This window comes from Pseudomonas sp. 5P_5.1_Bac1, from assembly GCF_025466015.1.
Taxonomy (GTDB): domain Bacteria; phylum Pseudomonadota; class Gammaproteobacteria; order Pseudomonadales; family Pseudomonadaceae; genus Aquipseudomonas.
In genome coordinates this window covers 98,162-125,157 of the sequence record NZ_JANLNX010000037.1, presented here as the reverse complement: position 1 = coordinate 125,157, position 26,996 = coordinate 98,162, and the positions used below count along the sequence as shown (strand labels likewise).

General features: G+C 65.8%; 23 protein-coding genes. 8 read left to right on the top strand and 15 right to left on the bottom strand.

Annotated elements, in window-relative coordinates:
- Positions 1–9: 9 nt before the first annotated feature.
- From NTD82_RS06745 to NTD82_RS06735, 3 genes are read right to left on the bottom strand one after another with little or no spacing between them, the layout of a single operon-like run.
- Entirely contained in the window at positions 10–210 is a 201-nt protein-coding gene (locus NTD82_RS06745) for a DUF1656 domain-containing protein (protein WP_095154530.1), read from the bottom strand.
- Entirely contained in the window at positions 200–2,386 is a 2,187-nt protein-coding gene (locus tag NTD82_RS06740) for an FUSC family protein (protein ID WP_262128157.1), read from the bottom strand. Before NTD82_RS06740 ends, NTD82_RS06745 begins: the two co-directional genes overlap by 11 nt.
- On the bottom strand, positions 2,383–3,909 hold the full coding sequence (locus NTD82_RS06735) for an efflux transporter outer membrane subunit (protein WP_262128156.1): 1,527 nt from the start codon (positions 3,907–3,909) through the stop codon (positions 2,383–2,385). The genes NTD82_RS06740 and NTD82_RS06735 overlap by 4 nt, the downstream gene beginning before the upstream one ends.
- Positions 3,910–4,090: 181 nt before the next feature.
- On the opposite strand from NTD82_RS06735, the gene NTD82_RS06730 reads away from it, so the two are divergent.
- Both NTD82_RS06730 and NTD82_RS06725 read left to right on the top strand, forming a co-directional pair.
- Complete coding sequence (locus tag NTD82_RS06730; protein ID WP_095154524.1) at positions 4,091–5,038, top strand: LysR family transcriptional regulator; 948 nt, start codon at positions 4,091–4,093, stop codon at positions 5,036–5,038.
- 73 nt (positions 5,039–5,111) lie between these two features.
- Positions 5,112–6,083, top strand: coding sequence for a 2-hydroxyacid dehydrogenase (locus tag NTD82_RS06725; protein WP_095154522.1), 972 nt, complete (start codon positions 5,112–5,114; stop codon positions 6,081–6,083).
- A gap of 92 nt (positions 6,084–6,175) precedes the next feature.
- Here NTD82_RS06725 and NTD82_RS06720 read toward each other — a convergent pair whose 3' ends face one another.
- Positions 6,176–7,078: a DMT family transporter gene (locus NTD82_RS06720; protein WP_095154520.1), complete on the bottom strand. Its 903-nt coding sequence runs from the start codon at positions 7,076–7,078 to the stop codon at positions 6,176–6,178.
- A gap of 133 nt (positions 7,079–7,211) precedes the next feature.
- Between NTD82_RS06720 and NTD82_RS06715 the strand changes: the two genes are divergently transcribed.
- On the top strand, positions 7,212–8,090 hold the full coding sequence (locus tag NTD82_RS06715) for a helix-turn-helix domain-containing protein (protein ID WP_095154518.1): 879 nt from the start codon (positions 7,212–7,214) through the stop codon (positions 8,088–8,090).
- 66 nt (positions 8,091–8,156) lie between these two features.
- On the opposite strand, the gene NTD82_RS06710 is transcribed toward NTD82_RS06715, so the two are convergent.
- From NTD82_RS06710 to NTD82_RS06685, 6 genes are all read right to left on the bottom strand, one after another.
- The gene (locus NTD82_RS06710) at positions 8,157–10,562 is read right to left on the bottom strand and encodes a TonB-dependent siderophore receptor (protein ID WP_410017033.1); all 2,406 of its coding nucleotides are present in this window, start codon (positions 10,560–10,562) and stop codon (positions 8,157–8,159) included.
- A 107-nt stretch (positions 10,563–10,669) separates the two neighbouring features.
- Positions 10,670–11,656, bottom strand: a complete 987-nt coding sequence (locus NTD82_RS06705; RefSeq protein WP_262128155.1) for a FecR family protein — start codon at positions 11,654–11,656, stop codon at positions 10,670–10,672.
- Positions 11,653–12,219: an RNA polymerase sigma factor gene (locus tag NTD82_RS06700; protein ID WP_095154514.1), complete on the bottom strand. Its 567-nt coding sequence runs from the start codon at positions 12,217–12,219 to the stop codon at positions 11,653–11,655. Before NTD82_RS06700 ends, NTD82_RS06705 begins: the two co-directional genes overlap by 4 nt.
- Before the next feature lie 4 nt (positions 12,220–12,223).
- Positions 12,224–12,550 (bottom strand): DUF3325 domain-containing protein, encoded by a 327-nt coding sequence (locus NTD82_RS06695; RefSeq protein WP_262128154.1) that lies wholly within the window; start codon positions 12,548–12,550, stop codon positions 12,224–12,226.
- Positions 12,550–14,133 (bottom strand): PepSY-associated TM helix domain-containing protein, encoded by a 1,584-nt coding sequence (locus tag NTD82_RS06690; RefSeq protein WP_262128294.1) that lies wholly within the window; start codon positions 14,131–14,133, stop codon positions 12,550–12,552. Before NTD82_RS06690 ends, NTD82_RS06695 begins: the two co-directional genes overlap by 1 nt.
- Positions 14,130–14,435, bottom strand: coding sequence for a DUF3649 domain-containing protein (locus tag NTD82_RS06685; protein WP_262128153.1), 306 nt, complete (start codon positions 14,433–14,435; stop codon positions 14,130–14,132). The genes NTD82_RS06690 and NTD82_RS06685 overlap by 4 nt, the downstream gene beginning before the upstream one ends.
- A gap of 184 nt (positions 14,436–14,619) precedes the next feature.
- Between NTD82_RS06685 and NTD82_RS06680 the strand changes: the two genes are divergently transcribed.
- The 5 genes from NTD82_RS06680 (at position 14,620) to NTD82_RS06660 (ending at position 19,627) form a co-directional block, all read left to right on the top strand.
- Positions 14,620–15,123 (top strand): sigma-70 family RNA polymerase sigma factor, encoded by a 504-nt coding sequence (locus NTD82_RS06680; RefSeq protein WP_262128152.1) that lies wholly within the window; start codon positions 14,620–14,622, stop codon positions 15,121–15,123.
- Complete coding sequence (locus NTD82_RS06675) at positions 15,120–16,055, top strand: FecR domain-containing protein (RefSeq protein ID WP_262128151.1); 936 nt, start codon at positions 15,120–15,122, stop codon at positions 16,053–16,055. Before NTD82_RS06680 ends, NTD82_RS06675 begins: the two co-directional genes overlap by 4 nt.
- Before the next feature lie 126 nt (positions 16,056–16,181).
- Positions 16,182–18,506 (top strand): TonB-dependent Fe(3+) dicitrate receptor FecA, encoded by a 2,325-nt coding sequence (fecA, locus tag NTD82_RS06670; RefSeq protein ID WP_262128150.1) that lies wholly within the window; start codon positions 16,182–16,184, stop codon positions 18,504–18,506.
- Positions 18,507–18,742: 236 nt separating this feature from the next.
- The gene (locus NTD82_RS06665) at positions 18,743–19,147 is read left to right on the top strand and encodes an HPF/RaiA family ribosome-associated protein (RefSeq protein WP_095154499.1); all 405 of its coding nucleotides are present in this window, start codon (positions 18,743–18,745) and stop codon (positions 19,145–19,147) included.
- A gap of 165 nt (positions 19,148–19,312) precedes the next feature.
- Positions 19,313–19,627, top strand: a complete 315-nt coding sequence (locus NTD82_RS06660) for a DUF3509 domain-containing protein (RefSeq protein WP_262128149.1) — start codon at positions 19,313–19,315, stop codon at positions 19,625–19,627.
- Here NTD82_RS06660 and hutH read toward each other — a convergent pair.
- The 5 genes from hutH to NTD82_RS06635 form a co-directional block, all read right to left on the bottom strand.
- On the bottom strand, positions 19,624–21,090 hold the full coding sequence (hutH, locus tag NTD82_RS06655; protein WP_262128148.1) for a histidine ammonia-lyase: 1,467 nt from the start codon (positions 21,088–21,090) through the stop codon (positions 19,624–19,626). The genes NTD82_RS06660 and hutH overlap by 4 nt on opposite strands.
- Positions 21,087–22,097 (bottom strand): ornithine cyclodeaminase family protein, encoded by a 1,011-nt coding sequence (locus tag NTD82_RS06650; RefSeq protein ID WP_262128147.1) that lies wholly within the window; start codon positions 22,095–22,097, stop codon positions 21,087–21,089. Before NTD82_RS06650 ends, hutH begins: the two co-directional genes overlap by 4 nt.
- Positions 22,098–22,101: 4 nt before the next feature.
- On the bottom strand, positions 22,102–23,106 hold the full coding sequence (locus NTD82_RS06645) for an ABC transporter substrate-binding protein (RefSeq protein WP_262128146.1): 1,005 nt from the start codon (positions 23,104–23,106) through the stop codon (positions 22,102–22,104).
- Between the two features lie 117 nt (positions 23,107–23,223).
- Positions 23,224–25,809, bottom strand: coding sequence for a TonB-dependent receptor (locus NTD82_RS06640; protein WP_262128293.1), 2,586 nt, complete (start codon positions 25,807–25,809; stop codon positions 23,224–23,226).
- 236 nt (positions 25,810–26,045) lie between these two features.
- Positions 26,046–26,996, bottom strand: coding sequence for a DUF4880 domain-containing protein (locus NTD82_RS06635; protein WP_095154491.1), 951 nt, complete (start codon positions 26,994–26,996; stop codon positions 26,046–26,048).

Here is a 26,996-nt window from a genome sequence, read left to right as displayed (position 1 = left end):
GACGGGCTCTCAACGGTAAACGGTCAGCGCCATGGCGCCGAACAGGCAGATGAACAGGCACAGGCGCAGCAGCGACGGGTGCCAGAAAAAACGGTAGCCATCGACGCTCGCAATGAAGCGGTCCAGCCCCCAGGCCAGGCCGGCGGCGAACAGGAACATCAGGGTCACGGTCGGCATGTAAAGGCCATGGAAGGCGATTTCACGGAGCATGGGGCAGTCCTTGCGGCGAGCCGAGTTCGGCCAGCGGCGATTGAGGGTCGAGCAGGGAAGTCCGAATGAAGTGCAGGTAGCTCTGCACCCGGCGCAGCGCCGAGGTATCGAAGTGGCGGGCGAAGGGTTCGTCGGTGGCCTGCACGCGGCTGATGGCGTGGTCCACGGCGATCAGCGCGCGCTCGTGGTTGCTCGCCGTCGGTTGCAGGAACAACCGCGCCAGCGCCCGGCCCATGACCCGGATCGCCTGGCGCCACGGCTGCGATTCGGCGTAGCTCGGGTGCACCGGCAGGATCGCCTGTTCCTTGCGCAACTCGATGATGGCGTGGCCGACTTCCAGCACCACGAACATCCAGCGCAGCAGACGGCTCTGCACCAGCGGCTGGCCCACCGCCAGGCCGTAGGCCTGGTGCAGCAGGTCGCGGGTGCGGCTTTCGAAACCGGAGCCAAGCCCGCGCAGGCGCCCGGTGATGGCGAACAGCACCTGTTCGCGCAGGTCCTGCTCCAGGCGGCTCCACAGCCAGCGGCTGTTGGGCGGCAGGATGATCGCGCCCGCCGCCGCGCAGACCAGCATGCCGATGATCATGCCGATGTAATCGTTGATGTAGGTGTAGGGGTTGTACACCGTCAGGTTGTTCGGCACCGAACCGATGGCGAAGAACACCAGCAGGCCGATGCCGTAGCCCGCGTAGGCCGGGCGCGAGGCGAGGAATGCACCGAGCACGAAGACCGGCGCCAGCACCATGCACAGCAGCGGGAAACCGTCGATCCAGGGAAACACGAAGAAGGTTTCGAAGAAGCCGACGAAGGCGCCGAACAGCGTGCCGCACGCCATCTGGAACGACATGCGCTTGGGGTTCGGCGACGCCGCCGAGAGGCCCACGGTGACGGTCGCGATCAGGGTCATCATGCCGCCGCTGGGCCAGTTGCTGAGCAGCCAATAGCTGCCCAGCAGCAACAGCACCGCCGCCGCGCGCACCCCGGCGGCGGCCGACACCAGCCAGTTGGTCTGCGCCACATAGGGCTCGTCCCATTGCTCGCGTTCGTGGTTGTGCGCGGCCAGCGAAGCGTGGGTCTCGGCGTAGCTGTGCATGTCGTCGACGAAGCGATAAAGCAGCTCGTAGGCGGTGTGGAAATCCAGCAGTTCGGTTTCGCTCGGCCCGGTTTCTTCGAAGGCCGCGCGCAAGCTGCGCACCTGGGCCGGCAGGCCTTCCTTGTACGCGGCCAGTTCGAGCGTCAGGCGCAGGGCATCGGCATCGGTCAGGGCGCGGCCGACATAGGGATCAAGTAGCTCGATGAGGGTCTTCAGGCCCGGTTCGATGGCGCTGACGATCTGCAACGGTCCACGCAGACGCAGGCGTTCGAGCAACTGGTGCAGGGCGTTGTAGCGCGTGGTGATGGCCATGAACTCGCTGTTCATGCGCACCAGCCGGCCACTGCGCCGGCGCATGTGCGGGTCTTCGAAGGTGGTCACGCTGCGCAGGCTTTCGAGGCCCACGGCCTCGGCGATGAAGCGCACGTTGCTGCTTTCCAGGCGATCGCGCTGGCTGTCGCCGCGCAGCCCTTCCACCACCACCCCGGCGAACACGCCAAAGCGCTGATACAAGGCGTTGCGCATCGCGGCACTGGCCGATTGCGGCAGGATCGCGGCGCTGACCAGGGTCGAGATGAAGATCCCCAGGCCGATTTCCAGTACCCGCCAGACCGCCGCCATGAAGGCTTGTTGCGGCTGGTCGAGGATCGGCAGGCCGATCATCGCCGCGGTGTAGCCGGCCAGGACGAAGCCGTAGGCGCGGAAGGTGCGGTAGCGCATCGCGCCCGCCGAGCAGAGGCCGACCCACAGCGCCAGGCTGGGCAGAAACAGCTCGGTGTTCTGCGGAAAGATCGCGATCAGCGCCACCATCATCGCCGAGCCGGCGAGGGTGCCGAGCACCCGGTAGAAGCTCTTGGCGAACACGTGCCCGCTCTGCGGCTGCATGACGATGAACACGGTGATCATCGCCGTGCGCGGCTGCGGCAGTTCCAGGCGCATCGCCAGCCAGAGGGTGGCGAACGCGGCGACCAGCACCTTGAAGATGTACACCCAGGTCACGCCGTCGGTGCGCGCCCAGTGGAAGAATCCGCGGCGCCACTCAAGCGAGGCCAGCCAACGGAACGGCAGGGTCAGGGCGTTCATTCTGCGTGGTCGGCTTTGTCGAAGATCGCCAGGGTGCGGGGTGTCGGGGGCGCGTCCTGTTTGCCGGGCTCGGGCACATCAGCGCCGGCGCCCAGGCCGCCGCCCAGCGCCGTGACCAGCCCGGCATGTGCGCTCAGGCGCGCGGCCTGGACCTGCTGCTGGATCATCTGCTGTTTGAACAGCAAGGTCTGTGCGTTGAGCACATTGAGGTAATCGGTCAGGCCGCGCTGGAAGGCGATCATGGCGATGTCGTAGGTCTTCTGCGCCGAGGCCACGGATTCGCCGGCGAAGTGCGCCTGCTCCTTCATCGACTCGCGGCGAATGAGCTGGTCGGAAATCCCCCTGAGCGCTTCCACCACGGTCTGGTTGTAGCGCGCCACGGCGATGTCATAGCCGGCCGAGGCCACGCCGAGCTGCGAGCGCAGGCGACCGCCATCGAAGATCGGCAGGCTGATGGCCGGGCCGACGTTGTAGTTGAATTTGCGTCCGGTGAGGAATTCCAGCGGGCCGCCGCCGGTGGCCATAAAGCCGAGGCCGCCGATCAGGTCGACATTGGGAAAGAAACCGGCATGGGCAACGTCGATGCCACGGGCCTGGGCCGCGACCTGCCAACGGCTGGCGACCACGTCGGGACGCTGGCCAACCAGTTCCGCCGGCAATGCCGACGGCAGTTTCAGCGGCGCAGCGAGGGAAAGTTGCGGACGTTGCAATTGCGCGCCCTCCCCCGGTCCCTTGCCGGCCAGGGCCGCCAACTGGTTGCGGGCCAGGGCGATTTCTTCATTGAGGGCGTCGAGCTGGCGGTGGGTTTCCGGCAGCGGCGTCTGCGCCTGGCTGACTTCGAAATGCGTGCCGATGCCGCCGGCCAGGCGCCGCTCGGCCAGGGCCAGGATCTGTTCCTGCTGGGCCAGTTCGGCCTTGATCACATCGCGCTGGGCAAAGTGCAGGGAAAGCTGGATGTAAACCCGCACCACGTTGTTCTGCAGTTCGAGCTGGGCCTGACGGGCCTGGGCCACGCTCATGTGCGCCATGTCCACGGCCTGCTCGCTGGCATTGCGCTCGCGTCCCCAAAGGTCGAGGGCGTAGCTGAAACCGAGGGCGGCGTTGTTGTCCCAGGTGTTGGCGCCGGACAGCGCGCCCGGGCCATAGAACTGGTCTTCCGGCCAGTTGTGGCGTTTCAGGCTGGCGTCGCCGTTGACCTGGAGTTTTTCCGCCGACTCGACCACCCCGGCCATGGCCTTGGCCTCGCGCACCCGCGCCGCGGCCATGGCGATGGTCGGGCTGCCGTTCATCGCCAGGGTGATCCAGCGGTCCAGTTGCGGATCGCCATAGGCGCGCCACCATTGCTGGTCGGGCCAATGGGCATCGCGCGCAGCTTCGGTGATCGCCGCGTCGGGGGTCAGGGTATTGGCTTGCAGCGTCTTGCTTTGCGGGGCAATGCCCCAGGTTCCGATACAGCCGCTCAAGGTCAAGCTAAAGGCACAGACACTGAGCGCATTCAGCGCTCTGATGATGCGACGCGGCACAGCGGCGAGTTCCCGACGTAGAGGTGGATGAGGCCGGGCAATTCTAGGGGGCCGCCGCAGTGGCGATAAGCGTGCTTTCCTGCGAATCTTTGTTACCGAATTGGCGATAATCCGGCTTTAGTCGGAAGACTGGTTTAGTTACTTCATGTCACAATTCTGTCGTCTTCTTTGAGAGCGCCCCATGGACACCCTGCAAAACATGCGTGCTTTCAGTTGCGTCGCGCAAGTCGGCAGCTTCACCGCCGCGGCCGTGCAACTGGATACAACCACCGCGAACGTCTCGCGGGCGGTTTCCAATCTTGAAGCGCACCTGCAAACCCGCCTGCTCAACCGCACCACCCGGCGCATCGCCTTGACCGAAGCCGGCAAGCGCTACCTGATGCGCTGCGAGCAGATCCTCACCTATGTCGAGGAAGCCGAGGCCGAGGCCAGCGACGCCCATGCCCGCCCCGCCGGGCAACTGAAAGTGCATTCGATGACCGGCGTCGGCCAGCATTTCGTCATCGACGCCATCGCCCGCTACCGCCAGACCCACCCGGACGTCACTTTCGACCTGACCATGGCCAACCGCGTGCCGGACCTGCTGGACGAGGGCTATGACGTGTCCATCGTGCTGGCCAGCGAACTGCCGGACTCCGGCTTCGTCTCGCAGCGCCTGGGCATCACCTACAGCATCGTCTGCGCCTCGCCTGATTACGTGGCCCAGCACGGCATCGCGCAGAAACCGTCGGACCTGCTCAAGCACGCTTGCCTGCGCATGGTCAGCCCGGTGATTCCGCTGGAGAAATGGTTGTTCGACGGCCCGGAAGGCCAGGAAGTGGTGAACATCACCCAGGCGCCGTTCCAGGTGAACTCCGCCGACGCGATGAAAGCGGCGATCCGCAGCGGCATGGGTGTCGGCGTGCTGCCGATCTACTCGGCGATCGACGGCCTGCGCGACGGCAGCCTGGTGCGGGTGATGCCCGAGTACCGCCTGCAGGAGCTGAACCTGTACGCGATCTACCCGTCGCGGCAGTACCTCGATGCCAAGATCAAGACCTGGGTCGAGTACCTGCGCAACTCCCTGCCGGAAATCCTCGCCGCCCACGAGGCCGACCTGAAGACCCACGAGCTGCGCGTGGCGAACTGAAATCTTGCTGCACAGCGGCGGCGGGGAATGATAGCGTGCTACCCATTCTCCACCGCCCGCAGAGATTTCGCCGATGAAAAAGACCGTCCTTGCCTTCAGCCGCATTACCGCGCCGATGGTCGAACGCCTGCAGCAAGACTTCAACGTGATCGTTCCCAACCCGAAGCTGGGCGACATCGCCGCCCAGTTCAACGACGCCCTGCCCGAGGCCCACGGCCTGATCGGCGTTGGCCGCAAGCTGGGCCGCGCGCAACTGGAAAACGCCGCGAAGCTTGAGGTGGTGTCCAGCGTATCGGTGGGCTACGACAACTACGACCTGGCCTACTTCAACGAACGCGGCCTGGCCCTGACCAACACCCCGGACGTGCTGACCGAAAGCACCGCCGACCTCGGTTTCGCCCTGATCATGAGCGCCGCCCGTCGCACCGCCGAACTGGACGCCTGGACCAAGGCCGGCCAGTGGCAGGCCACCGTCGGCCCGGCGCAGTTCGGCAGCGACGTGTTCGGCAAGACCCTGGGCATCGTCGGCCTCGGCAACATCGGCGCAGCCATCGCCCGCCGCGGACGTTTCGGTTTCAACATGCCGGTGATCTATGCCGGCAACAGCCGCAAAGAAGCGCTGGAGCAGGAACTGGGCGCACGCCACGTGAGCCTGGAGCAATTGCTGGCCGAGGCGGATTTCGTCTGCTTGGTGGTTCCGCTCAGTGCGCAGACCAAACACCTGATCGGCGCCGAGCAACTGCGGCAGATGAAGCGCAGCGCGTTCCTGATCAACATTTCCCGCGGGCCGGTGGTGGATGAGGCCGCGTTGGTGGAGGCGTTGCAGAACGGCGTCATTCGCGGCGCGGGGCTGGATGTGTATGAGAAAGAGCCGCTGACCGAGTCGCCGCTGTTCGCGTTGAGCAATGCGGTGACCTTGCCCCATGTCGGTTCGGCAACCGCCGAGACCCGCGAAGCGATGGCCAACCGCGCCATCGACAACCTGCGGGCGGCGCTGCTGGGCGAGCGGCCGCGGGATCTGGTGAATCCGCAGGTCTGGAAGTAGTCGCTAGTCACTCATCGCGAGCAAGCTCGCTCCTACAGAAGAATGGACCGCGATCCCTTCCCCTGTAGGAGCGAGCTTGCTCGCGAAGCGCCTTACCTCAACACAGCCCCACCCACAGCAACCTTCGGCTTGGGTTTGCGAAACACCAACACATTCCCCACCATCACCAACACCAGCCCCATCAACGCCGGCGCCGTCCACTGATACCCCTCCACCACCGCCGACACATTCAGCGCCACCAACGGGAACAGCACGGTGCAATACGCCGCCCGCTCCGGCCCCATGCGCCCGACCAGCGTCAGGTACGCGGTAAAGCCGATCACCGACCCCGGAATCACCAGGTACAGCAGCGACCCGACATACTGCGCGCTCCAGTCCATGGCAAACGGAATCCCGCTGACCAGGCAGTACGTCGCCAGCATCCCCGCGCCATAGGCCATGCCCCAGGCATTGGTGGTCATCGGCCGCAGCCCGGCTTTCTGCTGCACGCTGGAAAGCATGTTCCCCGCGGAGAAACACAGCGTGCCGGCCAGCGCCAGGCCCAACCCCATCAGGGTTTCATGGCTGGCGGCCTGCCCGGACAACTCCGGCCAGAACAGCAGCCCCAGCCCGCTCAGGCCGAGCGCCCCGCCCAGCAGCACGTTGGTGGCGATCTTCTGACCAAAGAACAACCGCGCATTCAGCGCGTTCCACAGGGTGGCGGTGGAAAACACCACGGCGATCAAGCCGGTGGTTACCCACTGGCTGGCGGTGAGGAAACACATGAAGTTGACGCAGAACAGGCACAGCCCCTGCGCCACGCACACCAGGTGCCCGCGGCGGTTCATCGGTTGCAGCTTGCGCGTCAGCAACAGCACGACGAACAGCACCAGCGCCGCCAGGGCGAAGCGATAAACGATGGAAACCGGAATGGCGACCACGCCCAGTTGCAGTTTCAGGGCGATCCAGGTGGTGCCCCAGATGAGCACGGTGAGCAGATACAGCGACAGGTTCATGGCAAGCCTCCCAAGGTTGCCACCAGTGTCCCGCGCCGTTCGGCCCGGCCGCTTGCACAAACTTGCGCTTTTGTCGGGTCGGCCGCTGTCAGACCAACCTCACAAGCGTAGGATGGCGTCGGAGGTAGCCATCATGACCGCGCTCGATCAGTTACAGGTTTTCAAATCCATGCACGCGTCCCCCCACGCTCGCCTGGAACACAGCGCGCAGCTCGGCGACGGCCTGGCCGCGGCCCTGTGGAGCAACCGCCATGACGCCCGCGACTACGAGGCGCCGAGCCACCACACGCTGTCGTGCTATATCGCCGACGGCACCGGCACCTTCCGCCGCGAACGGCCGGGCACCAAAGGCGCGCCGGACAAGCTGTGCATCATGCCCGCCGGCTGCGTCTCGAACTGGGTGGTCAACGGCAATATCCGCCTGGCCCACCTGTACATCAGCGAAGAACAGTTCGCCCTCGGCTGCGTGACCCTGCTCGACCGCGAACCGCGCGAACTGCAACTGCGCGAGGCGGACTTCATCGAAGACCCGGAGCAGGCGCGGCGCTTTCACCAACTGATCACCCTGAACTGGGAAGAACCCGGCGAACGTCTGCTGACCAGCAGCCTGGCCCACGAGATTCTCAGCCACGCGATTCTCAGCGAGGTCGGGTTGCGTGAAGGACTCAAGCGCAAGGGCGGGCTGGCCGCGCACCAGCGCCGGCAACTGGTGGATTACATCGATAGCCACCTGGAACAGTCCATTGGCCTGAGCGAACTGGCGGCGCTGTGCAACCTGTCCGAATACCATTTTGCGCGGATGTTCCGCGAGAGCTTCGGCCTGCCGCCGCACCAGTACCTGCTGGCCCGGCGCCTGGCCAAGGCACGGCAGTTGCTGGCTTGCGGGGATCTGCCACTGGTTGAAGTGGCGCTGGCGTGCGGGTTTGCCAGTGCCAGCCATTTCAGCAACCGGTTCCGGCAAGCGGTGGGGGCGACGCCGGGGGCTTACCGGTTGGCGTTGCGGTTGAGCTGATGGCCTCATCGCTGGCTTGTCGGCACGCCGAACCGCAGCGATAGGGCCATCAAATTCACCGAAGGATCAGAACTCCAGCGTGCTCGACACACTCACCTGCCGCGCATCCCCCACCGCCACAAAGAAGCGGTTCACCGCCGAGCTGTAGTAGGTCTTGTCGAACAGGTTCTTCACGTTCAACTGAAAGCGCACTTTGTGCTCATCCAGCTTGGTCTCGTAGCTGGCGAACGCGTCCGCCACGGTGTAGGACGGCAGGTCGAAGTCATTCACCGGGTTGCCCGCCCGCTCACCCACATACCGCGCGCCCGCGCCCAGCCGCAGGCGGTCGCCGCCAAACACGCTGCCGACGTCATACACCGCCGACAACGAGCCGCTGTGCTTCGCCACGTTCTGCAGGCGGTTGCCCTTGAAGTCCGGGTCCTTGGTCACTTCGGCATCGGTGAAGGCGTAGCTGCCGATCAGGCTCCAGCGCTCGCTCAACTGGCCGCTGACATCCACTTCCAGCCCACGGGAACGCACTTCGCCGGCGTTGCTGTAGACGGTGTCGCCGGTAGTGGCATCGAAGTTGGAAACCAGCACGTTCTGCTTGGTGATGTCGAACAGCGCCACGGTGGCGCTGAGGGAATCCGGCAGGTCGAGCTTGGCGCCCAGTTCCCAGGACTTGCCCTCTTCCGGCGCGATCGCCGAGTCCAGCACCAGGCCGCCGGTCAGCGGAGCGATGCTGGCGTTGGGTTTGAACGACTCGCTGTAGCTGCCGTAGAACGACAGGGTGTCGTCGACGCGATAGACCACGCCGGCATGCGGCGTCCAGGCCTGATCGCTGTTGTTGGTGTTGGCCTTGAACGGGCGGCCGCGACCGGCGAGCTGGTCGTAGGTCTGCCAACGCGCGCCCGCCACCAGGATCCAGTGCTCGTCCAGGTGCAGGGAGTCCTGGAAGAAGATCGAGTCGTTGCGCAGTTTGTCGGTCTGCGCGCTGTCGCTGGCCCTGACGGTGGTGCCTTCGACTTCGCGGCCATACACCGGGTTGAGGTAGCTGAAGGTGCTGCGGCTGGTCTGGCGGATCAGGTCGGAGCGGTAGATCTTGCGGTACTCGCTGTCGACGCCGAACAGCAGGTCGTTCTGCAAGCCGGCGATCTGCACCTTGCCGTCGAAACTGAGGGTGGCGAAGCGGTCGGTGCTCAGGGAGCCGCGGGTGCCGTCGATGCTGCGGGTCAGGGTGCCGGCGACCGGGTTCACCGCCGTGACGCGGACCTGGCTGGCATCGTAGGTTTCGCGGTTGAAGCTGTAGCCGAAGTGGGCTTTCCAGTCATCGGAAAACTGGTGGTCGATTTCCAGCCGGTACAGGTCCGAGCGGCCTTCCATGTCGTTGAACGGTTCGTCCAGGCGACGCTCGCGAGGAATGTTCAGCGCGCGGTTGGTGCGCGGGTCGATCGCGGTGCCGCGGTCGAACGGGTAGAGGAATTCGCGGTGCTCGTAGGCCAGTTGCACCTGGGTGTTTTCGCCGTACCAGGCCAGCGATGGCGCCACCAGCGATTCGCGGTGGACACCGTAATTGCGCCAGTAATCTTCGTCTTCGTGGTCCAGCACCATCCGGTAGGCCAGCCCGCTGTCGCCCAGCGCGCCGGTGCTGTCGAGGCCGCCGCCGCTGCCGTTCTTGCCTTCGCCGTAGGTCGAGCCGCGCAGGTTGATGGCGTTGTAGCGTTGCAGTTGCGGGCGCTTGCTGACCACGTTGATCACCCCGCCCGGGTCCTGGATGCCGTACAGCAGCGAGGCCGGGCCCTTGAGCACTTCGACCCGCTCGGTGGTGGCATTGAGGCTGCGCCCCTGCACGATGGGCATGCCGTCGCGCATGATCGATCCGTCGCGGTTGTCGCCGAAGCCGCGCTTCATCACGGTGTCGGAGGTGCCGCCGAAGTTGTTGCCCTGGGTGATGCCGCTGACGTTGTAGAGCGCGTCGTCGAGGTTGCGCGGGGTCTGGTCCTTGAGCACCTGTTCCGGCACGACGTTGATGGCATGGGGGATTTCCATGCTCGAGGCCGAGCCGCGCATGATCGAACTGGTCTCCGGCTGGCGATAGCTGCCGACGCCGTCACGCTGCGAGGACACGGTGGTGGCGTCCAGGTTCAGGGCGCCGGCATCGCGGGCCAGCGGTTCGAGAGTCAGGGTGTGGGCGTTGATCCGCCGGTAGCCGTAGCCCGAGTTCGCCAGCAGGCGTTGCAGGGCCTGCTCGGCGCTGAGCCGGCCATTGAGGGCCGGCGCTTGCAGGTTCGGCAGATCGACGGTGTAGACCACGCTCAGCCCGGTGACCCGGCTGAAATCGCTGAGGGCCTGGGGCAACGGCTTGCCCGGCTGGTCGAACGCGTAGACCTGCTCGACCTGCTCGGCGGCGAACGCCGGAACCGCGCAAGCGGCCATCAACCCCGCCGCCACACCGATAGAAATGCTGTGAACCACCGCCGATCTTGCCTTCATGCCGATGAACCTGTGAGAGAAGCCTTCATATATGCGAATCAATCGCACTTCCACTCACTACACGGACGCCGTCGCGGGATACCTCACCTGAAACTGAAAATATTTTTTCAGCGCAGCAACGTGACCCGCCCGAGCAGGGTGTGGCGCTGGAATCCGGCCACCGCGCCGAGGGCATCGAGGGCCGCCAGCGGGTCATTGCTGGGGAAGCTGCCGCTGACCTTGCGCGCCGCCAGTTCATCGCCGAGCAGGACAATGCGTCCGGGGTAATAGCGGGCGAGGTCGTCCACCACCTGGCTCAGCGGCGCCTGGTAATAATTCAGCCAGCCCTGGCGCCAGGCCAGGCGGCTTTCGCTGTCGACACCATGGACGCTGCCGGCGCTGCCATCGCGATAATCCACTTGCTGGCCGGCGCCGAGCACCTGCTGCGGCTGGCCTTCGGCGGCAGTGACGCCGACCCGGCCGGAGAGCACCGTGACCTCCGCGCCCGCCTGCTGCCGACGCACTTCGAAGCGCGTGCCCAGCACCTCGGTGCGGCCGCCCTCGGCCTCGACGATAAACGGCTCGCCGGTGTGGCTGACCTGGAAGAACACCGCGCCGCGGTGCAGTTCGATACGGCGCTGGCCGTGGCTGAAATCGACGCTGATGGCGGTGTCGGCATCCAGCACGAGCTGCGAGTTGTCGGCCAGGGTCACCTCACGGAGTTGGCCGACCTCGGCCACGTAGTCCGCGCCGAGGTCGCGCAGCCAGTCGCCGGGATGCCAGCCGGCGCCGACGCTGACCATCAGCACCACCGCCGCCGCCACGGCCAGGCCGCCGACGCGTCGACCGCGACGCGACCAGGATGCCGCGGCCGGTTGATCCATGGCCCGCAGGTACGCCTGCAACGCGGCGTCTTCTTCCCGCGCCAGCCGCTCTGCCGGTTCCGCGCTGCGCTGCCACAGCACCAGGGCCTCGCGATACGCCCGCGCATGCGCCGGATCGGCCAGCAGCCAGCGCTTGAAGGCCGCGCCTTCGGCCAGCGCCGGCTGCCCGTTGATGCGGGTCAGCCAGTCGAGGGCCATCTGCTGTTGTTGGGACGTGGCTGAAGCGTTCATCGCGGCGCGGTTCCAGGCTTGCGGGGCAGCTCGGGCTCTGCGGCGACACTCGCCTTGCAGGCCTCGAGGGCCCGCATCATATGTTTTTCCACCGCGCTTTGGGACACCTGCATGACCTTGGCGATCTCGCCATAAGTGCGCCCGTGGATGCGGTTGAGCAAGAAGATGTGCCGGGTGCGCTCGGGCAATTCGCGCAGCGCCGCTTCGATCCGGCGCAGGTCGCTGTCGGCTTCCAGCGCGGCCTGGGGCTCGCTTTCCAGCGCCTGTTGAATCGGCTCGGGCAGGTTGTCGTTGATCCGCTCGCGAGCGCCTTCGCTGCGCAGGTGGTCGATGGCGATATTGCCGGCGCAGCGCATCAGGTAGCTGTCCAGCGACTCGACCTCGACCTGGGGCCGACGCCAGAAGCGCAGGAACAGCTCCTGCACCAGATCGGCCGCCGTGGCCCGGCAACCGACCCGCCGGCTGACCAGGCTTTCCATGCGCGCACGCTGGGCCAGGAACACCTGGAGAAAGCGGGCACGGGCCGGGGCGTCGGCGGGCGGCGGGTCGAGGGGTTCGCTCATCGGCTCAGATCAGCCCCAATGCGGAAAACGGCGCCAGCAGCAGGCTCACCGCCGCCAGCCCCAGCAACCAGCGCGGCCGGTACGGCAAGGCGAACACCCACAGGCACAGGCCGGCCATCAGCGCGCCGGACAATTCGACCAGGCCCATGGCCCAGCCGCTGTGATGCACCGCGGCGGCCAGGGCCAAGGCCATCAACAGCCAGCCGGCGACACGCAGCCCCTTGAGCTGGCGCGGGGTTGGCTTGCGTCCGAGCAGGTCGCTGAAGTGCTTTTCCATGGCCAGGCACAAGGCGGCGGAACCGGCGAAGGCAAACAGCGCAATGGCCAGCATCAGTTCACCCCCGCTTCACGGACGGCCACCGGCGCGGCCTTCGCCGCTTTCGGCGCGCGCTTTGGCGCCTGCACCGGCGGGCGCAGCATCTTGCTGGCAGTCCAGGCGAAGAACAGGCCGCAACCCAGGGCCGTCAGGTCGAAGCCGGCCATGCCCCAGTCGCCGGCGGCAAGCGAGTGATTGAGGCCGGCGTCGGTGGTCAGGCCGTTGAGCAGCGGCAACGCGCCCCAGACCAGCGCCGCCAGCGCCAGTTGTTCGCCCCAGGCTTTGCGTCCGGGACGCAGCAGCGCATGCAGCAAGCCCAGCAGCCAGACACCGAAGAACGCGTTGACCTCCCAGCCGGAGCGTCCTTCCAGCCCCACCGGCAACAGGCGGTTGGCCCAGAAGAACCCAGCAATCCCGAGGATCAGCCCGCTCATACTGGCGATGTTCAGCACTTCCACCAGCCGCAGTTCGAACGGCTGGGTGCCGCTCTTCGCGTGCTTGAGCTGGCGCTTGCCCAGCCACATCACCAGCCCGGTGCCGATCACCGCGGTGCCGGCCAGGCCGAAGAAGAAGTACAGCCAGCGCAGCAGCGGCCCGGCGAACTCGCCCATGTGCAGGCCGTAGAAACCGCCGGCGATCAACACCGGCGCCGGCTCGGGCATCTGGCTGTAGGTCAGGGAGCCGTCGGCGCCATCGAACACCCAGCCGGCGCCACGCTGGCGGACAATCCGTTGACCCGTTTCAGGAATGAAGCGCACCTGGGCATTGCGATCCCCCGGCTGCTGCACCTCGACCCAGCCGATGTGGGTGCCCGGCGCGGCCTCGCCGACCTTGTGGTACAGCGCCGGCAGCGACTGCAACGGTGCCGGCTGATTGGCCCGTTCGACATTGCGCTGAGGCCCGAACACCTCGTTGAAGAACGCCCGGGTGTCGTTGCCGTAGCTGGCGAGGATGCTCGCCGGCATGACCATGGACATGAAGATCACCAGGCTGCTGTAGCTGATCATCAGGTGGAACGGCAGCACCAGCACGCCGATCGCGTTATGCCCGTCGAGCCAGGAACGCTGGCCCTTGCCGGGGCGGAAGGTGAAGAACTCCTTGAAGATTTTCTTGTGGGTGATGATCCCGGTCACCAGCCCCACCAGCATCATCAGCGCGGCGAAGGTGGACAGCCAGCGGCCCCACGGGTACGGCATTTCCAACTGGAAATGGAAGCGGTAGAAGAACTGGCCGCCCAGGCTGTCACACGGGGTGATTTCGGCGCCGCTGGCAGGATCAAGGGTCTTTTCGGTGAAATCGCGCCGCCCGGCGCCGGGCACGCGCCAGCCCACGGTGAGCGCCGGCTCGCGGGCGTTCGGCAACTGGATGAACCAACTGCCGGCATCAGCGGCGTTGCGTTGCAGGTAATCCTGGGCCATCGCCAGGCTGGCGGCGCCATCGAGCGGGCGCACCGGGATTTCCGGCTGGCTCCAGTGGGTGATCTCGGACTTGAAATAAGACATCGTGCCGGTCAGGAAAATCGCGAACAGCAGCCAGCCGAAAATCAGTCCGGCCCAGGTGTGCAGCCAGGCCATGGCCTGGCGAAAGCCCTCTTTCATGCGTTGGTCACCCACCACGTCAGTCCGTTGATCACCCCCAGCAGCGCGCTTGGCGCCAACACGCCAAACCAGGCCAGCCACGCGCTGCGCGCAGCAAAGACCCAGATGAACGCCCCCAGGTAGAACAGGAACGACAGCATCATGCCGCTGAGCACCGCTTCGGCCCGGGGAATCGGCAGCAGCAGGCTGAAGCAGACGCTGGCCATCGCCGCCAAAAGGTAGCCGCCGAGCAGCGCCGCGAGGCAGCGGGACGCCACGGCCATGCGGTAACTCAAGGGCAGCCCGGCGGCTTTGCTTTTCATCAGGGAGATTCCAGGGCGGAAAAGGCCGCCAATATAAATGATAAGGATTCTCACGCGCAAAGTTGTCTGACCGAATGATTCCCACAGACCGCCAGTCAACGTCCGATTGCCGAATTCCGGCTTTCACTCATACAATGCGAACAATTCTTATTCTGTTGCGCATCCTGGCGCCGGAGTGTCCACGGTGCCCAGTGCTCCTACCGCCCTGTCCTCATCGGTCGAAGGTCTTTACCACGATCACCACCACTGGCTGACCGGCTGGTTGCGGCGCCGTCTCGGCTGCCCGGACAGCGCCGCCGACCTGGCGCAGGACACCTTCATGCGCCTGCTCCAGGCCCGCGAAGCGCCGGCGCCGAACGAGCCGCGGGCGTTCCTCACCACCGTGGCCAAGCGCGTGTTGTTCAACCACTACCGCCGCCAGGAACTGGAACGCGCCTACCTGCAAGCACTGGCGCAGCTACCCGAGGACGTTGCGCCTTCGGAAGAGCACCGGGCGATCATCTTCGATACCCTGCTCGAACTGGACCGCCTGCTCGACGGCCTGCCGGCGCAGGTCAAGCGTGCCTTCCTGCTGGCCCAGGTCGACGGCCTGACCTACAACGAAATCGCCGCGCAACTGGGTATTTCCCTGGCGACGGTCAAACGCCACCTGAACAAGGCCGCCCTGCGCTGCTACTTCGCCCTGTGAACACACCGAATCCCGCGTTTTCCCATCAAGTGGCCGAGCAGGCCGTGCACTGGCTGATCGAACTTCAGGGCGGCACGCTGGATCACCGTCAGCAACTGGCCATGGAGCGCTGGTTGCAGGCCAGCGAAGAACACCGCCGGGCCTGGGCGCATATCCAGCGGGTCAACCAGCGCCTGGGCGGGCTGTCCTCGCCGCTGGCCCATGCCACCTTGCAGGCGCCCGCCTCGGCCGGCCGCCGTCGTGCGCTGAAAATGCTGTTGTTGCTGGGCGCCGGCAGCGCCGTCGGGTTCGGCCTGCAGGCCAACCACAACCTGACGCCGCTGCTGGCCGACTACCGCAGCCCGCTGGGCCAGCGCCGGCAACTGCGCCTGGACGACGGCAGCCAACTGCACCTGAACACCGCCAGCGCCGCCGATGTGCGCTTCGACGCCGAGCAGCGCCTGATTCACCTGCTCGAAGGCGAGTTGCTGCTCACCGTGACCAATGACAGTCGCCCGTTGCGGGTTCAGACGGACGACGGCCTGCTGGACCTTTCCGCCGGGCGTTTCAACGTTCGCCAGTGGTCGCGGCACAGCAGCGTGGCGGTGTTCCAGGGCAGCGCCGGCCTCGATGGTGCCTTGCTGGAAAGCGGCCGCCAGGCCCGCTTCGACGCCAGCGGCTGGAGCGCCAGACGCGCCTTGGACGCCAACAGCGGCGCCTGGGTCGACGGCATGCTGGTGGCCGCGCACATGCCGCTGGGCGAATTCCTCGACGAACTGGGCCGCTACCGTCGCGGGCAGCTCAATTGCGATCCGAAGGTCGCGGGGTTGCTGGTGTCGGGGAGTTATCCACTGGCGGACAGCGAGCGGATTCTTGATCTGCTGGAAGTGGCGTTGCCGGTGCGGGTGAAGCGGTTTACGCGGTATTGGGTGACGGTGGAAGGCCGCGCCTGATGGGGGTTTTCAAACCACCAATCCACTGCGCTGTGAATTATTTTCAAAACCCGTGAGCCGTTTTTCCCACCTCGCGTGACAGAGAAGACAGAACCCTTCCGCTCCTGACTTCTCAAGGATCCCAAAATGCCCTTGCGCCCAAGCCCGCTTGCTCTCGCCCTGCTGCTGACCTTCAGCGCCATCGCCCCGACCCAGGCCGCCGATACCCCGGCGCGCACTTACCAGATCGCGCCGATGCCGCTGGAAAACGCCCTGAACCAGTTCGGCCGGGAAAGCGGCGTGCTGATTTCCTTCGGTTCGGAAGTCACCCAGGGCCTGCAAAGCCAAGGCCTGAGCGGCAACTTCACGGCAGAGCAAGCCCTCGCCGCGCTGCTCCACGGCACCGGCCTGTACGCCCGCGCCGAGGGCGACAACGCCTTCAGCCTGCAACCGGCGAGCAGCGCCGCCAGTGCGCCGGTCGAGCTGGGCGCTTCCAGCGTGGTGGGCGACTGGCTCGGCGACGCGGCGCAGGACAACGTCTTCGAGCACGCCGGTGCCCGTGACGTGATCCGCCGCGAAGAATTCGAACGCACCGGCGCCAGCAGCGCGCGGGAAGTGCTCAACCGTATCCCGGGGGTCAACGCGCCGGAAAACAACGGCACCGGCAGCCACGACATGGCACTGAACTTCGGCATCCGCGGCCTCAACCCGCGCCTGGCCTCGCGCTCCACGGTGCTGATGGACGGCATTCCGGTGCCCTTCGCTCCGTATGGCCAGCCGCAACTGTCCTTCGCCCCGATCAGCATGGGCAACATGGACGCGGTGGATGTGGTGCGCGGCGGCGGCGCGGTGCGCTACGGGCCGCAGAACGTCGGCGGCATCGTCAACTTCGTGACCCGGGCGATCCCGGACGAACCGACCGTCAAGGCCGGCCTGCAGACCCAGACCAGCCCGTCGTCCAGCCACGACGGCTTCAAGAGCAGCGCCAACCTGCTCGCCGGCGGCACCGCCGACAACGGCCTCGGCGGCGCCCTGCTCTACTCCGGCACCCGTGGCGGCGACTGGCGCGAGCACAGCGACACGCAGATCGACGACCTGATCCTCAAAGGCAAATTCCAGATCGACGACGCCAACAGCCTGCACGCCATGGCCCAGTACTACGAGGGCGAGGCGCAGATGCCAGGCGGCCTGAGCACGGCCGCGTACGACGCCGATCCGTACCAGTCGACCCGCCTGCAGGACGAGTTCTGGGGCCGTCGCACCATGTTCAACGCCGGCTACGACTACAAGGAAGGCGAGCGCCAGTTCAGCGTCAACAGCTTCTTCACCAAGACCCTGCGCAGCGGCTACCTGCGCCAGGGCAACTCGATCTCGCTGTCGCCGCGCGAGTACTGGGTGCGCGGCATCGAGACCCGCTTCACCCAAGGCTTCGCACTCGGTGACAGCCACCACGAAGTCGGCCTCGGCTACCGCTACGTCAACGAGGCCGGCCACGAACTGCGCTTCATGGAAGCGGTGAGCGCCAATCGCCTGCCGTCCACTGCCAGCCTCAACGACCGCGACACCCGCGGCGCCACCGAAGCCCATGCGCTGTTCCTCGATGACCGCATCGACATCGGCCAGTGGACCATCACCCCGGGCATCCGCTACGAGATGATCGATTCGCGGCAGAACAACAACCTCACCGGCAAGGACTACCAGGGTAGCTACAACACCGCCCTGCCAGCGCTGAACGTGATGTATCACCTGAGTGAAAGCTGGAACCTCTACGCCAACACCGAAGGCTCGTTCGGCAGCGTGCAGTACAGCCAGATGCCGAACCGCGTGAACCAGGGTGAAGTGAAGCCGGAGAAGGCGCGCACCTGGGAAGTCGGCACGCGCTACGATAACGGCAACTTGCAGGCAGAAGCCGGCCTGTTCCTCATCAACTTCGACAATCAGTACGAGAGCAACCAGACCAACGACAGCGTCATCGCCCGCGGCGAAACCCGTCACCAGGGTCTGGAAACCAGCGTGAAATATGCGCTCGACGGGCTGACCCCGGCGCTGGCCGGTTTCGATGTGTACGCCAGCTATGCGTTCGTCGACGCCACCATCCGCGAAGACGGCGCCAACAAGGGCAACCGCGTGCCGTTCTCGTCGCGGCACAAGGGCACGTTGGGCGTGGGTTACAGCGAAGGTGCGTGGAAGCTGAACCTGGACAGCACCTGGCAGAGCAGCCAGTTTGCCGACAACGCCAACACCACGGCAGAAAGCGCCGACGGCAGCACCGGACGCATCCCCGGCTACATGCTGTTCAGCAGCCGCGCGGCGTACGACTTCGGTCCGCAACTGTCGAACCTGAACGTGGCGGTGGGCGTGAAGAACATCTTCAATCGTGAGTACTTCACGCGCTCGTTCGACGACAACAACAAGGGCAAGTATGTGGGTGAGCCGCGCACGGTTTACCTGCAAACGTCCGTGGCGTTCTGAAGCCCCTGGGGGCCGCGTTGCGGCCCTTCCTGGGCAAGAGTGAAATGCCCTCATGCAACTTATCTACCGGATCCTAACCCTATTCCCCGACCCACTTGAAACAAAATATTTTTATTTTTTAGGGGGTTGAAATGTTCGTCCAAGTGCCTGACCTTGTAGTCAAGAGGCAATGATTCCCACAGAGCGCAAAGCTCCTGGTCAGTCTCTTGCGAGCTAGCTGAATAAGGATTGGAACCATGCAAATCCAGGTCTACAGCGACAACCATATTCAAGGCAATATCCGGCTGAACGAGTGGGTTCGCAGCACGGTGGAAAGCACGCTCGAACGTTACGAAGAGGACCTCACCCGAATTGAAGTCCACATGCGCGATGAAAACGGCGACAAGCCCGGCCCGCATGACAAACGCTGCCAGATGGAGGCACGCCCAAAAGGCCATCAACCGATTTCCGTGTCCCACAAAGCCGAATCGCTGGAGAAGGCTGTCGCGGGCGCCGCAGACAAATTGAACCACGCGCTGGAACACCATTACGGCAAGCAGCGCAGCAAACGCGCAGTCACCCAGCAGGAAAGCAGTGCCAATGATGCCGATGGGCTGCTGCAGGAAGAATTCCTGGAAAACGAACAGGCTCGCCTGAGCTGATAATCGCGCGGTAACGCGGACGGTAGAGAAAGCCCCTGGCCTTGCGGCCCGGGGCTTTTTTTTATGCACCGGCACCCCACCGTCCGGCCCGCCCCTTGCAACCTGATCTGAACTACCCGCCTTGAGGCCAGTCAATCGATGCACGTCATTTGTCAGGTGAGCACCATGCACAATCCCTTTCAGCAGATCAGCGCCGCCTTTTCGGCGCAGTACCGGGTCAACCTGAGTATCGAGCGGCTGGACGGCAGCATCATGCTGACGCTGTCCAACGAAACCGGCGGAGTGGTCGCCAAACGCCTGATCAGCCCGGCCCAGCGCAACGACCCGCAGCGCCTGGATCGACTGATCGACAGCGTACGTTTCGGCATCGCCATCGAGCAGGGCCACAGCGCCATGGACATCCTCGCGGCCATGACCGAAGAAGGTGCACGTCACGGACGACGTGACAGTCGCTGGGGCACCAGCGCCACCCGGCATTAATCGGGCGACCACCATTCGTCGCCTGCCACCTCCACCGCCCGGTCTTCATCGACGAACGGCACCCGACAGCGGACCTGTTCGTACACCCGGCGCACGCCTTCGGCCAAACGAATCTCGCCGCGCAGGTCCACCGCCTGCGCCGCAATCACCGCTTCGATGCGGGTCAGCCATTCCAGCCGTTGCAGCAGCGCGCGGGTCTTTTCGATTACCGCCAGCGCCTGCCCGGCATAATCCTCCACGCGGTCAGCCACCGGCACGCTGATGGCCGGAATCGGGTTGGCCAGATGGCTGATCTCCGCCACCAATGCCGCCGCCGTGCGCTGCAACGCCGCCAGCCCGACGCGCCCCGGACGCGGGCTGAGCGAACGCGGCAGTTCACTGGACGACGGCGACAACAGCTTGGCCATGCGCTCGGCACTCGCCACCGCCACCCGGCTTAACGCCAGTCCCAGCCCTTCGAAGGCCAAGGCCAGGTGCGTGCTGTCGAAGTTGGCGGTCACCAGCACCTGCCGGGTTTCGTCCACCAGCGCCGGATTGTCCGCGCCGCTGGCCAGCTCGATTTCCAGCACTTCGCGGGCATACGCCCAGGCGTGCCGGGCGGCGCCGAGGACGATGGTCGAACAGCGGAAACTCAACGGGTCCTGCAAGCGCCGTGCGTGCGACGGGTCGTTCAAGTCGCTGCCCGCCAGCAATCCGAGCAAATCGGCCGCCGCCTCGACCTGCCCAGGCGCCGGACGCAGACCAGCGGCCCGGGGCTGAAACGGCGCGAGGCTGGCGCGGTAGCCTTCGCAAGACAACGCCAGCGCCGCCAGTTGCCGTTCCAGCACACGCTCCGCCTCGATCACCAATAAGGCGCCAAGGCCGATGCTCGCCGCATTGGCCGAGACCAGCGCTAGACCGTCCTTGTCCCGCGGCACGATCGGACTGAGCCCAGCCCGGCGCAGGGCCTCATCCGCCGTCAGTCGCTCTCCGCGGTGTTCGACCCAGCCCTGCCCCTGCAACGCCAGGGTCAGATGGGCCAATGGCGCCAGATCACTTTCGCCCAGGGAACCGAGCAAAGGCACTTCGGGATGGATGCCATGGTTGAGCAGATCAAGCAGGCGCTCGGCGCTGGCCAGGGAAATGCCGGAACGGCCCTGGACCAACCCGGCCAGACGGGCGCAGATGATCGCCCGCACCTCGCGCCGCTGGGCCAGGCGCCCGACACCCACCGCCCGACCTGCGGCGATGCGTTGCTGGAACGCCACATCGTCCGGCGCCTGGGCCTGATCCACCGCCGCGCCGAGCCCGGTGGTCACGCCGTAGATCGGCTCACCGGCAGCGATCAGCTCACGCAACAGGCGATGCCCGGCCTCGATGCGGCCACGCGCCGAGCTGCTCAGTTGCAGCGGGACGTCATCGTCCACCAGCGCCAGCAACTGAGATAACGCGAGGCCATCAACCCCCAGTTCCAGCGCGCTCATGCAAAGCGCAGCCGCTGGCCGATACCCAGCCGACGGGCCTTTTCCAGCAGCGCATGGCCGAGGGCGATATCGCTCAGGCTCAGGCCGCGGTGCCAGAACAGGATGGTTTCCTGCGGGTGCTCGCGACCGGGTTTCAGCCCGGCGACGATCTGCCCGAGCTCGGCATGCAAGGTCTGCTCGCTGAGCTTGCCGGCCTCGACATGGGCCCGCAGCGATCCGAACTGGCCGCCCTTGCACTGGCCCCAGTCGTCCACCACCAGCTTGTCCATGATGTCGGTCAGCGACAGTTCCACCGCGCTCATGGTGCCGTAGGGCACGACAAAGGCGCCGGGCTTGATCCACTCCGTGCGCAGCAGCGGTTCGGGCCGTTGCAGGCGCGAGGCTTCGACCACGATGTCGGCGCCGCGCACGGCGCTTTCCCAGTCTTCGGTGACGATCACCGGCTTGCCCAGGTCGCGGCGCAGGCGCTCGGCGAAGGCTTCGCGGCTCTCGACCCGGCGCGAGTGCACGCGGATTTCGTCGAAGTCGAACAGGTGATCCAGCAGCCGCACATTCCAGTACGCGGTGCCGCGTGCGCCGATGTGCGCGAGCACCTTGCTGCGCGGATTGGCCAGGTGCCGGGCGCCGATGGCGGTCAGCGCGCCGGTGCGCATGTCGGTGATGGCCGAAGCGTCGAGAATCGCCTGGGGCACGCCGGTGGCCGGGTCTAGCAGATTGAGGATGGCCAGTTCCGAGGGCAGGCCCTGTTGGTAGTTGTCGACGAAATCGCCGACCACCTTGACCCCGGCGCGGCCGATATCACCGCCGAGCACGCCGCGCAGCACGTTGAAATGACCATTGATGGCGCCACCCGGAATCAGGTGCGTGCGCGGCTCGATCACCGCCTGCCCCTGACCCTGCAAGGCGAGGCCGGCTTCGACGGCGGCGAGGATTTCATCGTTGTTCAGGCTCAGTTCGGCCACGTCGAGGCCGTTGAGAAAATCGATGTAGATCGGTCGTGTGCTCATGCAATCACAGGCTCCCGCTCACCTTCGCCGCCACATCCGCCGGCAGCCAGGCACGCCACACGTCGGGGTGGTCGCGCAAGAAGGCCTGGGCCACGGCCTTGGGTTGCAGACGCTTTTCCGCCATCTGGCCGAGGGTCTGGTTGAGCAGATCGATGGGCAAATCGACTTTCTCGAAGAACGCCACCAGCTCCGGGTACTGCGTGCGGAACGGTGCGGACACGCCGATCGCCAGGCGCGCCGGCATCGAGCGGGTGCCACGCGGGTTGGGGTTGTTGGCGTCGGACAGGGTCTTCCAGGCCTCGGCGTCGAACGGCGGTTCTTCCAGCTTCACCAACTTGTAGCGGCCCAGCAGCGGCGTCGGCGACCAGTAGTAGAACAGCACCGGCTTGCCACGCCGGATCGACGCGCCGACCTCGGCATCCAGCGCCGCGCCGGAGCCGGTGCGGAAGTTGACGTAGCTGTCGGTGAGCCCATAGGCCTTGAGTTTCTGGCTGTTGACGATTTCTGAGGTCCAGCCGGTGGGGCTGTTGAGGAAGCGGCCCTTGTCGGGGGACTCCGGGTCTTTGAAGACATGGGCGTAGCGCGGCAGGTCGGCCACCGATTTCAGCTCCGGTGCCAGTGGCGCAAGGCCGCGCTCGGGGTCGCCCTTGATGACGAATTCCGGCACCCACCAGCCTTCGGTGGCGCCCTTGACCGTGTCGCCGAGGCCGAACACCTTGCCTTCGGCTTCGGCCCTGACCCAGGCCGGACTGCGCCCGGCCCATTCCTCGCCGATGACCTGGATATCGTTTTTCGCCAGCGCCGCTTCAAGGCTGACGGTGCTGCCCGGCAGAGTGTCGGTGGTGTAGCCGTAGCCCTTTTCCACCAGGGTGCGGAGGATCTCGGTGATCAGGCTGCCGCTTTCCCAGGTGATGTCGCCAAAGTGGATGGGTTGCGGTTTGTCTGCGGCGTGGGTGAGCAGGGACAGGGTCAGCAGCGAGCCGGCCAGGAGGGTTTTCAGTGGTTTCATGGTGTGCCTCGGTGCACGGAGGGACCGCGCTGCGGCCCTTCGCGAGCAAGCTCGCGCCTACACGGTCGTCCCCTGTAGGCGCGAGCTTGCTCGCGAAGGCTGCAGCGCTGCCTCAGATCAGAAGTCGTAAGTGAGCTTGGTGTAATAGAACGCCCCCTCCGGCGCCGACGGCGCGAGGTAGCTGTACTGCTGCCCCGGCGTCTGGCGCAGGCGGAGGTTGAAGTCGTCCGGTTTGCTGTTGAACAGGTTGTTGGCGCCCACCGAGAGTTTCAGTTGCCTGGTGAACGCGTAGTTCACGTCCAGGTCGGTGTTCCACTGCGCCGAGAAGGTCTGGTCGTACTGGGCGTTGGTCGCCGAGGCCGCGTATTTGCGGTACTCGCCGTAGCGGGTCTCGGACAGGCTCACCGTCCACGGGCCGTAGCGATGCACCGCGCCGAGCACCAGCTTGCTTTCCGGGTAACCGTGTTCAAGGAAGCCACGGGCCTCGCGAGTCAGGATGTCGAAGCCGTAAGGGCTGGCATTGACCGACTCGATGGTGGTCCGCGCCTTGGTGAAGCCGGCCGACAGCGCCAGGCTGCCGAACTGCTTGAGGTCGAGGTTGTACTTGCCGACGATGTCGACACCGCGGGTCCGGGTGTTGGCCGCGTTGGTCATGAACTGCGCCCAGCTGTACTGGCCGTAGCCGGCGGCGGCGAGGATGCGCTCGGCATCCGGCCCGGAGATGCCGCCGCTGTAGAGCAGGCGGTCGCGGATGGTGATCTGGTAGGCGTCGATGGTCAGCGAAGCCTGCTCGCTCGGCCGGAACACCACGCCCAGCGAGTAGTTGGTGGATTTCTCCGGTTTCAATGCCTCGGCGCCCAGCGCCTGGGCGGCCGGGTGGTCCACCGGCAGCATGCGGGTCAGCACCGGGTTGCCGTTGACATCGACGTTGGTGGTGGTGGTCCAGGACGTGCCGATCTGGCCCAGGGTCGGCGCGCGGTAGGCGCTGTTGACCGTGGCGCGCAGGCCCACTTGCGGGGTCAGTTCGTAACGCGCCGAAAGCTTGCCGGTGGTGGCCGAACCGAAGTCCGAGTAGTGCTCGGTACGCCCGGCGATACCCACCTGGAATTTCTCGGTGAGCTGGTTTTCCAGGCCGAAGTACACGCCGCCGACATCACGCTTGTAGACGCCCGCATCATCCGGTGTCAGCCCGGAAGCCTGCACCGCGCCGACCTGCACACCGTCGATGCCGCCGTAGGAATAGGAGTCGTAGTCGCCCGCCTCCAGGGTGTACTCCTCGTGGCGGTAGGCGACGCCGGCGGACACCGTCAGCGGGTTGTCCGACCAGGCCACCGGCAGGTCCTTGGTGTAGTCGATGCCGACGTTGGTCTGTTCGTTGATCAGGGTGGCAACGTCGAACTTGGTCGGGCTGCTGGCGCCGTAGCTCGGGTTGACCGTGTCGAAGGCCAGTTCGTCGTGCTTGTCGCGGCCATAGGTGGCGCTGATATCGAGGCGACCGATGACCTCGTCTTCAAAGCGCGAACCCACCGTCAGCGAGGAATCTTCGTAGCGGAAGCGGTACTTCGGGATGGTCCCGTTGGGGTAGATCGACGCGACGTTGTTGGGGTTGGACGCCAGCAACGGCGGCGTGTTGTTGATCGATTTGTCCTGGCCGAAGGTGGCGAAGCTGTACAGCCGCCATTGATCGTTCAGACCGACCTCGGCGTTCGCCGCGAGGTTGTATTTGTCGCGACCGGCACCGCCCCAGCGCGGGTCCTGCAGCTTGCCGTCGGCGACGTATCTGTCACCGATATCGGTGGGTTTGCTGTTGACGCCGTTGAAGCTCAGGGTCAGGAAACCATCGCCCGGCAGGCCGATGCCGTACCAGCCATCAGCGCTCTTGTTGAAACCGTCGCCCTGGCCGTACTGGCCGACCTGAGTGTTGATCTGCCCACCTGTGTCGCGCTCCTTGAGCACGATATTGACCACCCCGGCCACCGCGTCGGAACCGTACTGCGCCGAGGCGCCGTCGCGCAGCACTTCGACGTGGTCGATAGCGCTGATCGGGATCATGTCCAGGTCCACCGGCTGGGCGCCAATGAACGGCACGCCGCTGGAAATGTTCACCACCGCCGAGGCATGTCGGCGCTTGCCGTTGACCAGCACCAGCGTCTGGTCCGGCGCCAGCCCGCGCAACGAAGCGCCCTTGGGGTTCTGGCCACGGGTGGCGCTCTGGTTCTGCGGGAAGTTGAACGACGGCAGCAACTGGAACAGCGCCTGGTTCAGAGTGGTCGCGCCGGTCTGCACCAACTCTTCGCTGTTGATCACATCCACCGGTGCGGCGCTGGTCAACGCGGTGGCGTCGCTGCGGCGGGTGCCGAGGGCAACCACCCGGTCCAGGGTCGGCACGCTGGCCGCGGAAGTCTGATTGCGCGCCACCGTGCTGGCGCTGGCGGCGGTGGTCGCCGCGGGTTCGGTGCCGTTGTCCTTGATGATGAACGCGCCGGTCGGGCTGACTTCCAGCTCCAGTCCGGTGCCACGCAGCGCGGCACTGATCGCCTGCTCGGCGGAGAGGTTGCCGTCGACCCGCGCCGAAGAATAACGGCCCAGTTCCGGCGTAAAGGAGATCACCTGGCCGCTCTGCCGGCTGATGCTCAGCAACACCTCGTCGAGCGGGCCGGGATTGATATGCCAGTTCTGCCGCGCCTCGTCGGCGAACGCCATGCCGCTCAGCAGCAGGCTGAACGCGATGGCACCGGTTGCGGATGTCGTGTTGCGTTGGATCTTGTGTTTGCTCTTGCGCACAACGATTCCCCCCACGGAATCAAACGACGCTGCTCCCTCGGCAGCGCTTACGTGAAAGGTGTGGCGCAGGCAGGGGAAATCTTGCAGATCGATTGGTTATGGGCTTAGAACCGGGTGCTTAAGATAGGTCGGCTAGCACATGGCAGCGACCACATTTATGCCGGAACCAGTGTCACCCAATAGTCACTGCGCCGAGTCACGCGAATCGGCAAGGTTCGGCTCAGGGCTTCCAGCACCACATCGCTCTGGTCGAGCCGATAAAGGCCGCTGACCCGCAGCCCGGCGATCGCCGGGTCGAGGCGCAGGACGCCATGACGGTAAGGCCGTAGCGCTTCGATCACGTCGCTGAGCGGGCTGTCACGCACTTCCAGCAGGCCGTTGACCCAGGCGCTGTCGCCGTTGCGCACGGCCTGGACGACGCCGAAGCGGTAGCGGTCAAAGCTGACTTCCTGCCCGGCCTGGAGTTGCAGGCGATCACCTCCGCGGGTGACGATCTGCACCGGCGCATCCAGCGCGCCAACCCGGCATTGCGCGCCGCGCTCGCGCACCAGCACCTGGGCCGCGCTGGCGAACAGGTCGCCGGCGTCGGTCTGGACGATGAACGGGCGGCGGTCGTTGACCACCCGCACCAGGCCCTCGCCGCCGCGCCACTTGAGCAGCCGGCGCTGCTCGTCGAAGCGCACGTCCGCCGCGCTTTGCGCGTTGAGCACCAGTTCGCTGCCGTCGTCCAGTTGCACGGTCTGGCGCTGGCCGATGCCGGTCGAGATGTCCGCGCTCAGGCTGTCCAGCGACGGCAGCCCGGAGCTGAGGGTCAGGCCGCCGCCGATCATCAACCCGGCGCCGAGCAACGCCCGTTGCAGCACCTTGCGTCGGCTCGACGGCGCATTCAGCGCGCGTTGCAGCACGTTGCCATCAACCCCCTGGGCGACCGGCACCTGGAACACCCCGAGGGTGCGTTCCAGGCGCAGGCACAGTTCTTCATGACGCGGGTCGCGGGCGCGCCAGGCCTGGAACGCCAGACGTTCCGCATCGCTGGCATGCCCCGAGCGCAGCAGCACGATCCAGCGGGTGGCCTGTTCGATCAGGTGGTCCTGTTCAGCGCTCAT

Bases quoted from the DNA above. Each gene is read 5' to 3' on its own strand.
- NTD82_RS06745 (WP_095154530.1), bottom strand. From the start codon at position 210: ATGCTCCGTGAAATCGCCTTCCATGGCCTTTACATGCCGACCGTGACC.
- NTD82_RS06740 (WP_262128157.1), bottom strand. From the start codon at position 2,386: ATGAACGCCCTGACCCTGCCGTTCCGTTGGCTGGCCTCGCTTGAGTGG.
- NTD82_RS06730 (WP_095154524.1), top strand. From the start codon at position 4,091: ATGGACACCCTGCAAAACATGCGTGCTTTCAGTTGCGTCGCGCAAGTC.
- NTD82_RS06725 (WP_095154522.1), top strand. From the start codon at position 5,112: ATGAAAAAGACCGTCCTTGCCTTCAGCCGCATTACCGCGCCGATGGTC.
- NTD82_RS06720 (WP_095154520.1), bottom strand. From the start codon at position 7,078: ATGAACCTGTCGCTGTATCTGCTCACCGTGCTCATCTGGGGCACCACC.
- NTD82_RS06715 (WP_095154518.1), top strand. From the start codon at position 7,212: ATGACCGCGCTCGATCAGTTACAGGTTTTCAAATCCATGCACGCGTCC.
- NTD82_RS06710 (WP_410017033.1), bottom strand. From the start codon at position 10,562: ATGAAGGCAAGATCGGCGGTGGTTCACAGCATTTCTATCGGTGTGGCG.
- NTD82_RS06705 (WP_262128155.1), bottom strand. From the start codon at position 11,656: ATGAACGCTTCAGCCACGTCCCAACAACAGCAGATGGCCCTCGACTGG.
- NTD82_RS06700 (WP_095154514.1), bottom strand. From the start codon at position 12,219: ATGAGCGAACCCCTCGACCCGCCGCCCGCCGACGCCCCGGCCCGTGCC.
- NTD82_RS06695 (WP_262128154.1), bottom strand. From the start codon at position 12,550: ATGCTGGCCATTGCGCTGTTTGCCTTCGCCGGTTCCGCCGCCTTGTGC.
- NTD82_RS06690 (WP_262128294.1), bottom strand. From the start codon at position 14,133: ATGAAAGAGGGCTTTCGCCAGGCCATGGCCTGGCTGCACACCTGGGCC.
- NTD82_RS06685 (WP_262128153.1), bottom strand. From the start codon at position 14,435: ATGAAAAGCAAAGCCGCCGGGCTGCCCTTGAGTTACCGCATGGCCGTG.
- fecA (WP_262128150.1), top strand. From the start codon at position 16,182: ATGCCCTTGCGCCCAAGCCCGCTTGCTCTCGCCCTGCTGCTGACCTTC.
- NTD82_RS06665 (WP_095154499.1), top strand. From the start codon at position 18,743: ATGCAAATCCAGGTCTACAGCGACAACCATATTCAAGGCAATATCCGG.
- NTD82_RS06660 (WP_262128149.1), top strand. From the start codon at position 19,313: ATGCACAATCCCTTTCAGCAGATCAGCGCCGCCTTTTCGGCGCAGTAC.
- hutH (WP_262128148.1), bottom strand. From the start codon at position 21,090: ATGAGCGCGCTGGAACTGGGGGTTGATGGCCTCGCGTTATCTCAGTTG.
- NTD82_RS06650 (WP_262128147.1), bottom strand. From the start codon at position 22,097: ATGAGCACACGACCGATCTACATCGATTTTCTCAACGGCCTCGACGTG.
- NTD82_RS06645 (WP_262128146.1), bottom strand. From the start codon at position 23,106: ATGAAACCACTGAAAACCCTCCTGGCCGGCTCGCTGCTGACCCTGTCC.
- NTD82_RS06640 (WP_262128293.1), bottom strand. From the start codon at position 25,809: ATGGCGTTCGCCGACGAGGCGCGGCAGAACTGGCATATCAATCCCGGC.
- NTD82_RS06635 (WP_095154491.1), bottom strand. From the start codon at position 26,996: ATGAGCGCTGAACAGGACCACCTGATCGAACAGGCCACCCGCTGGATC.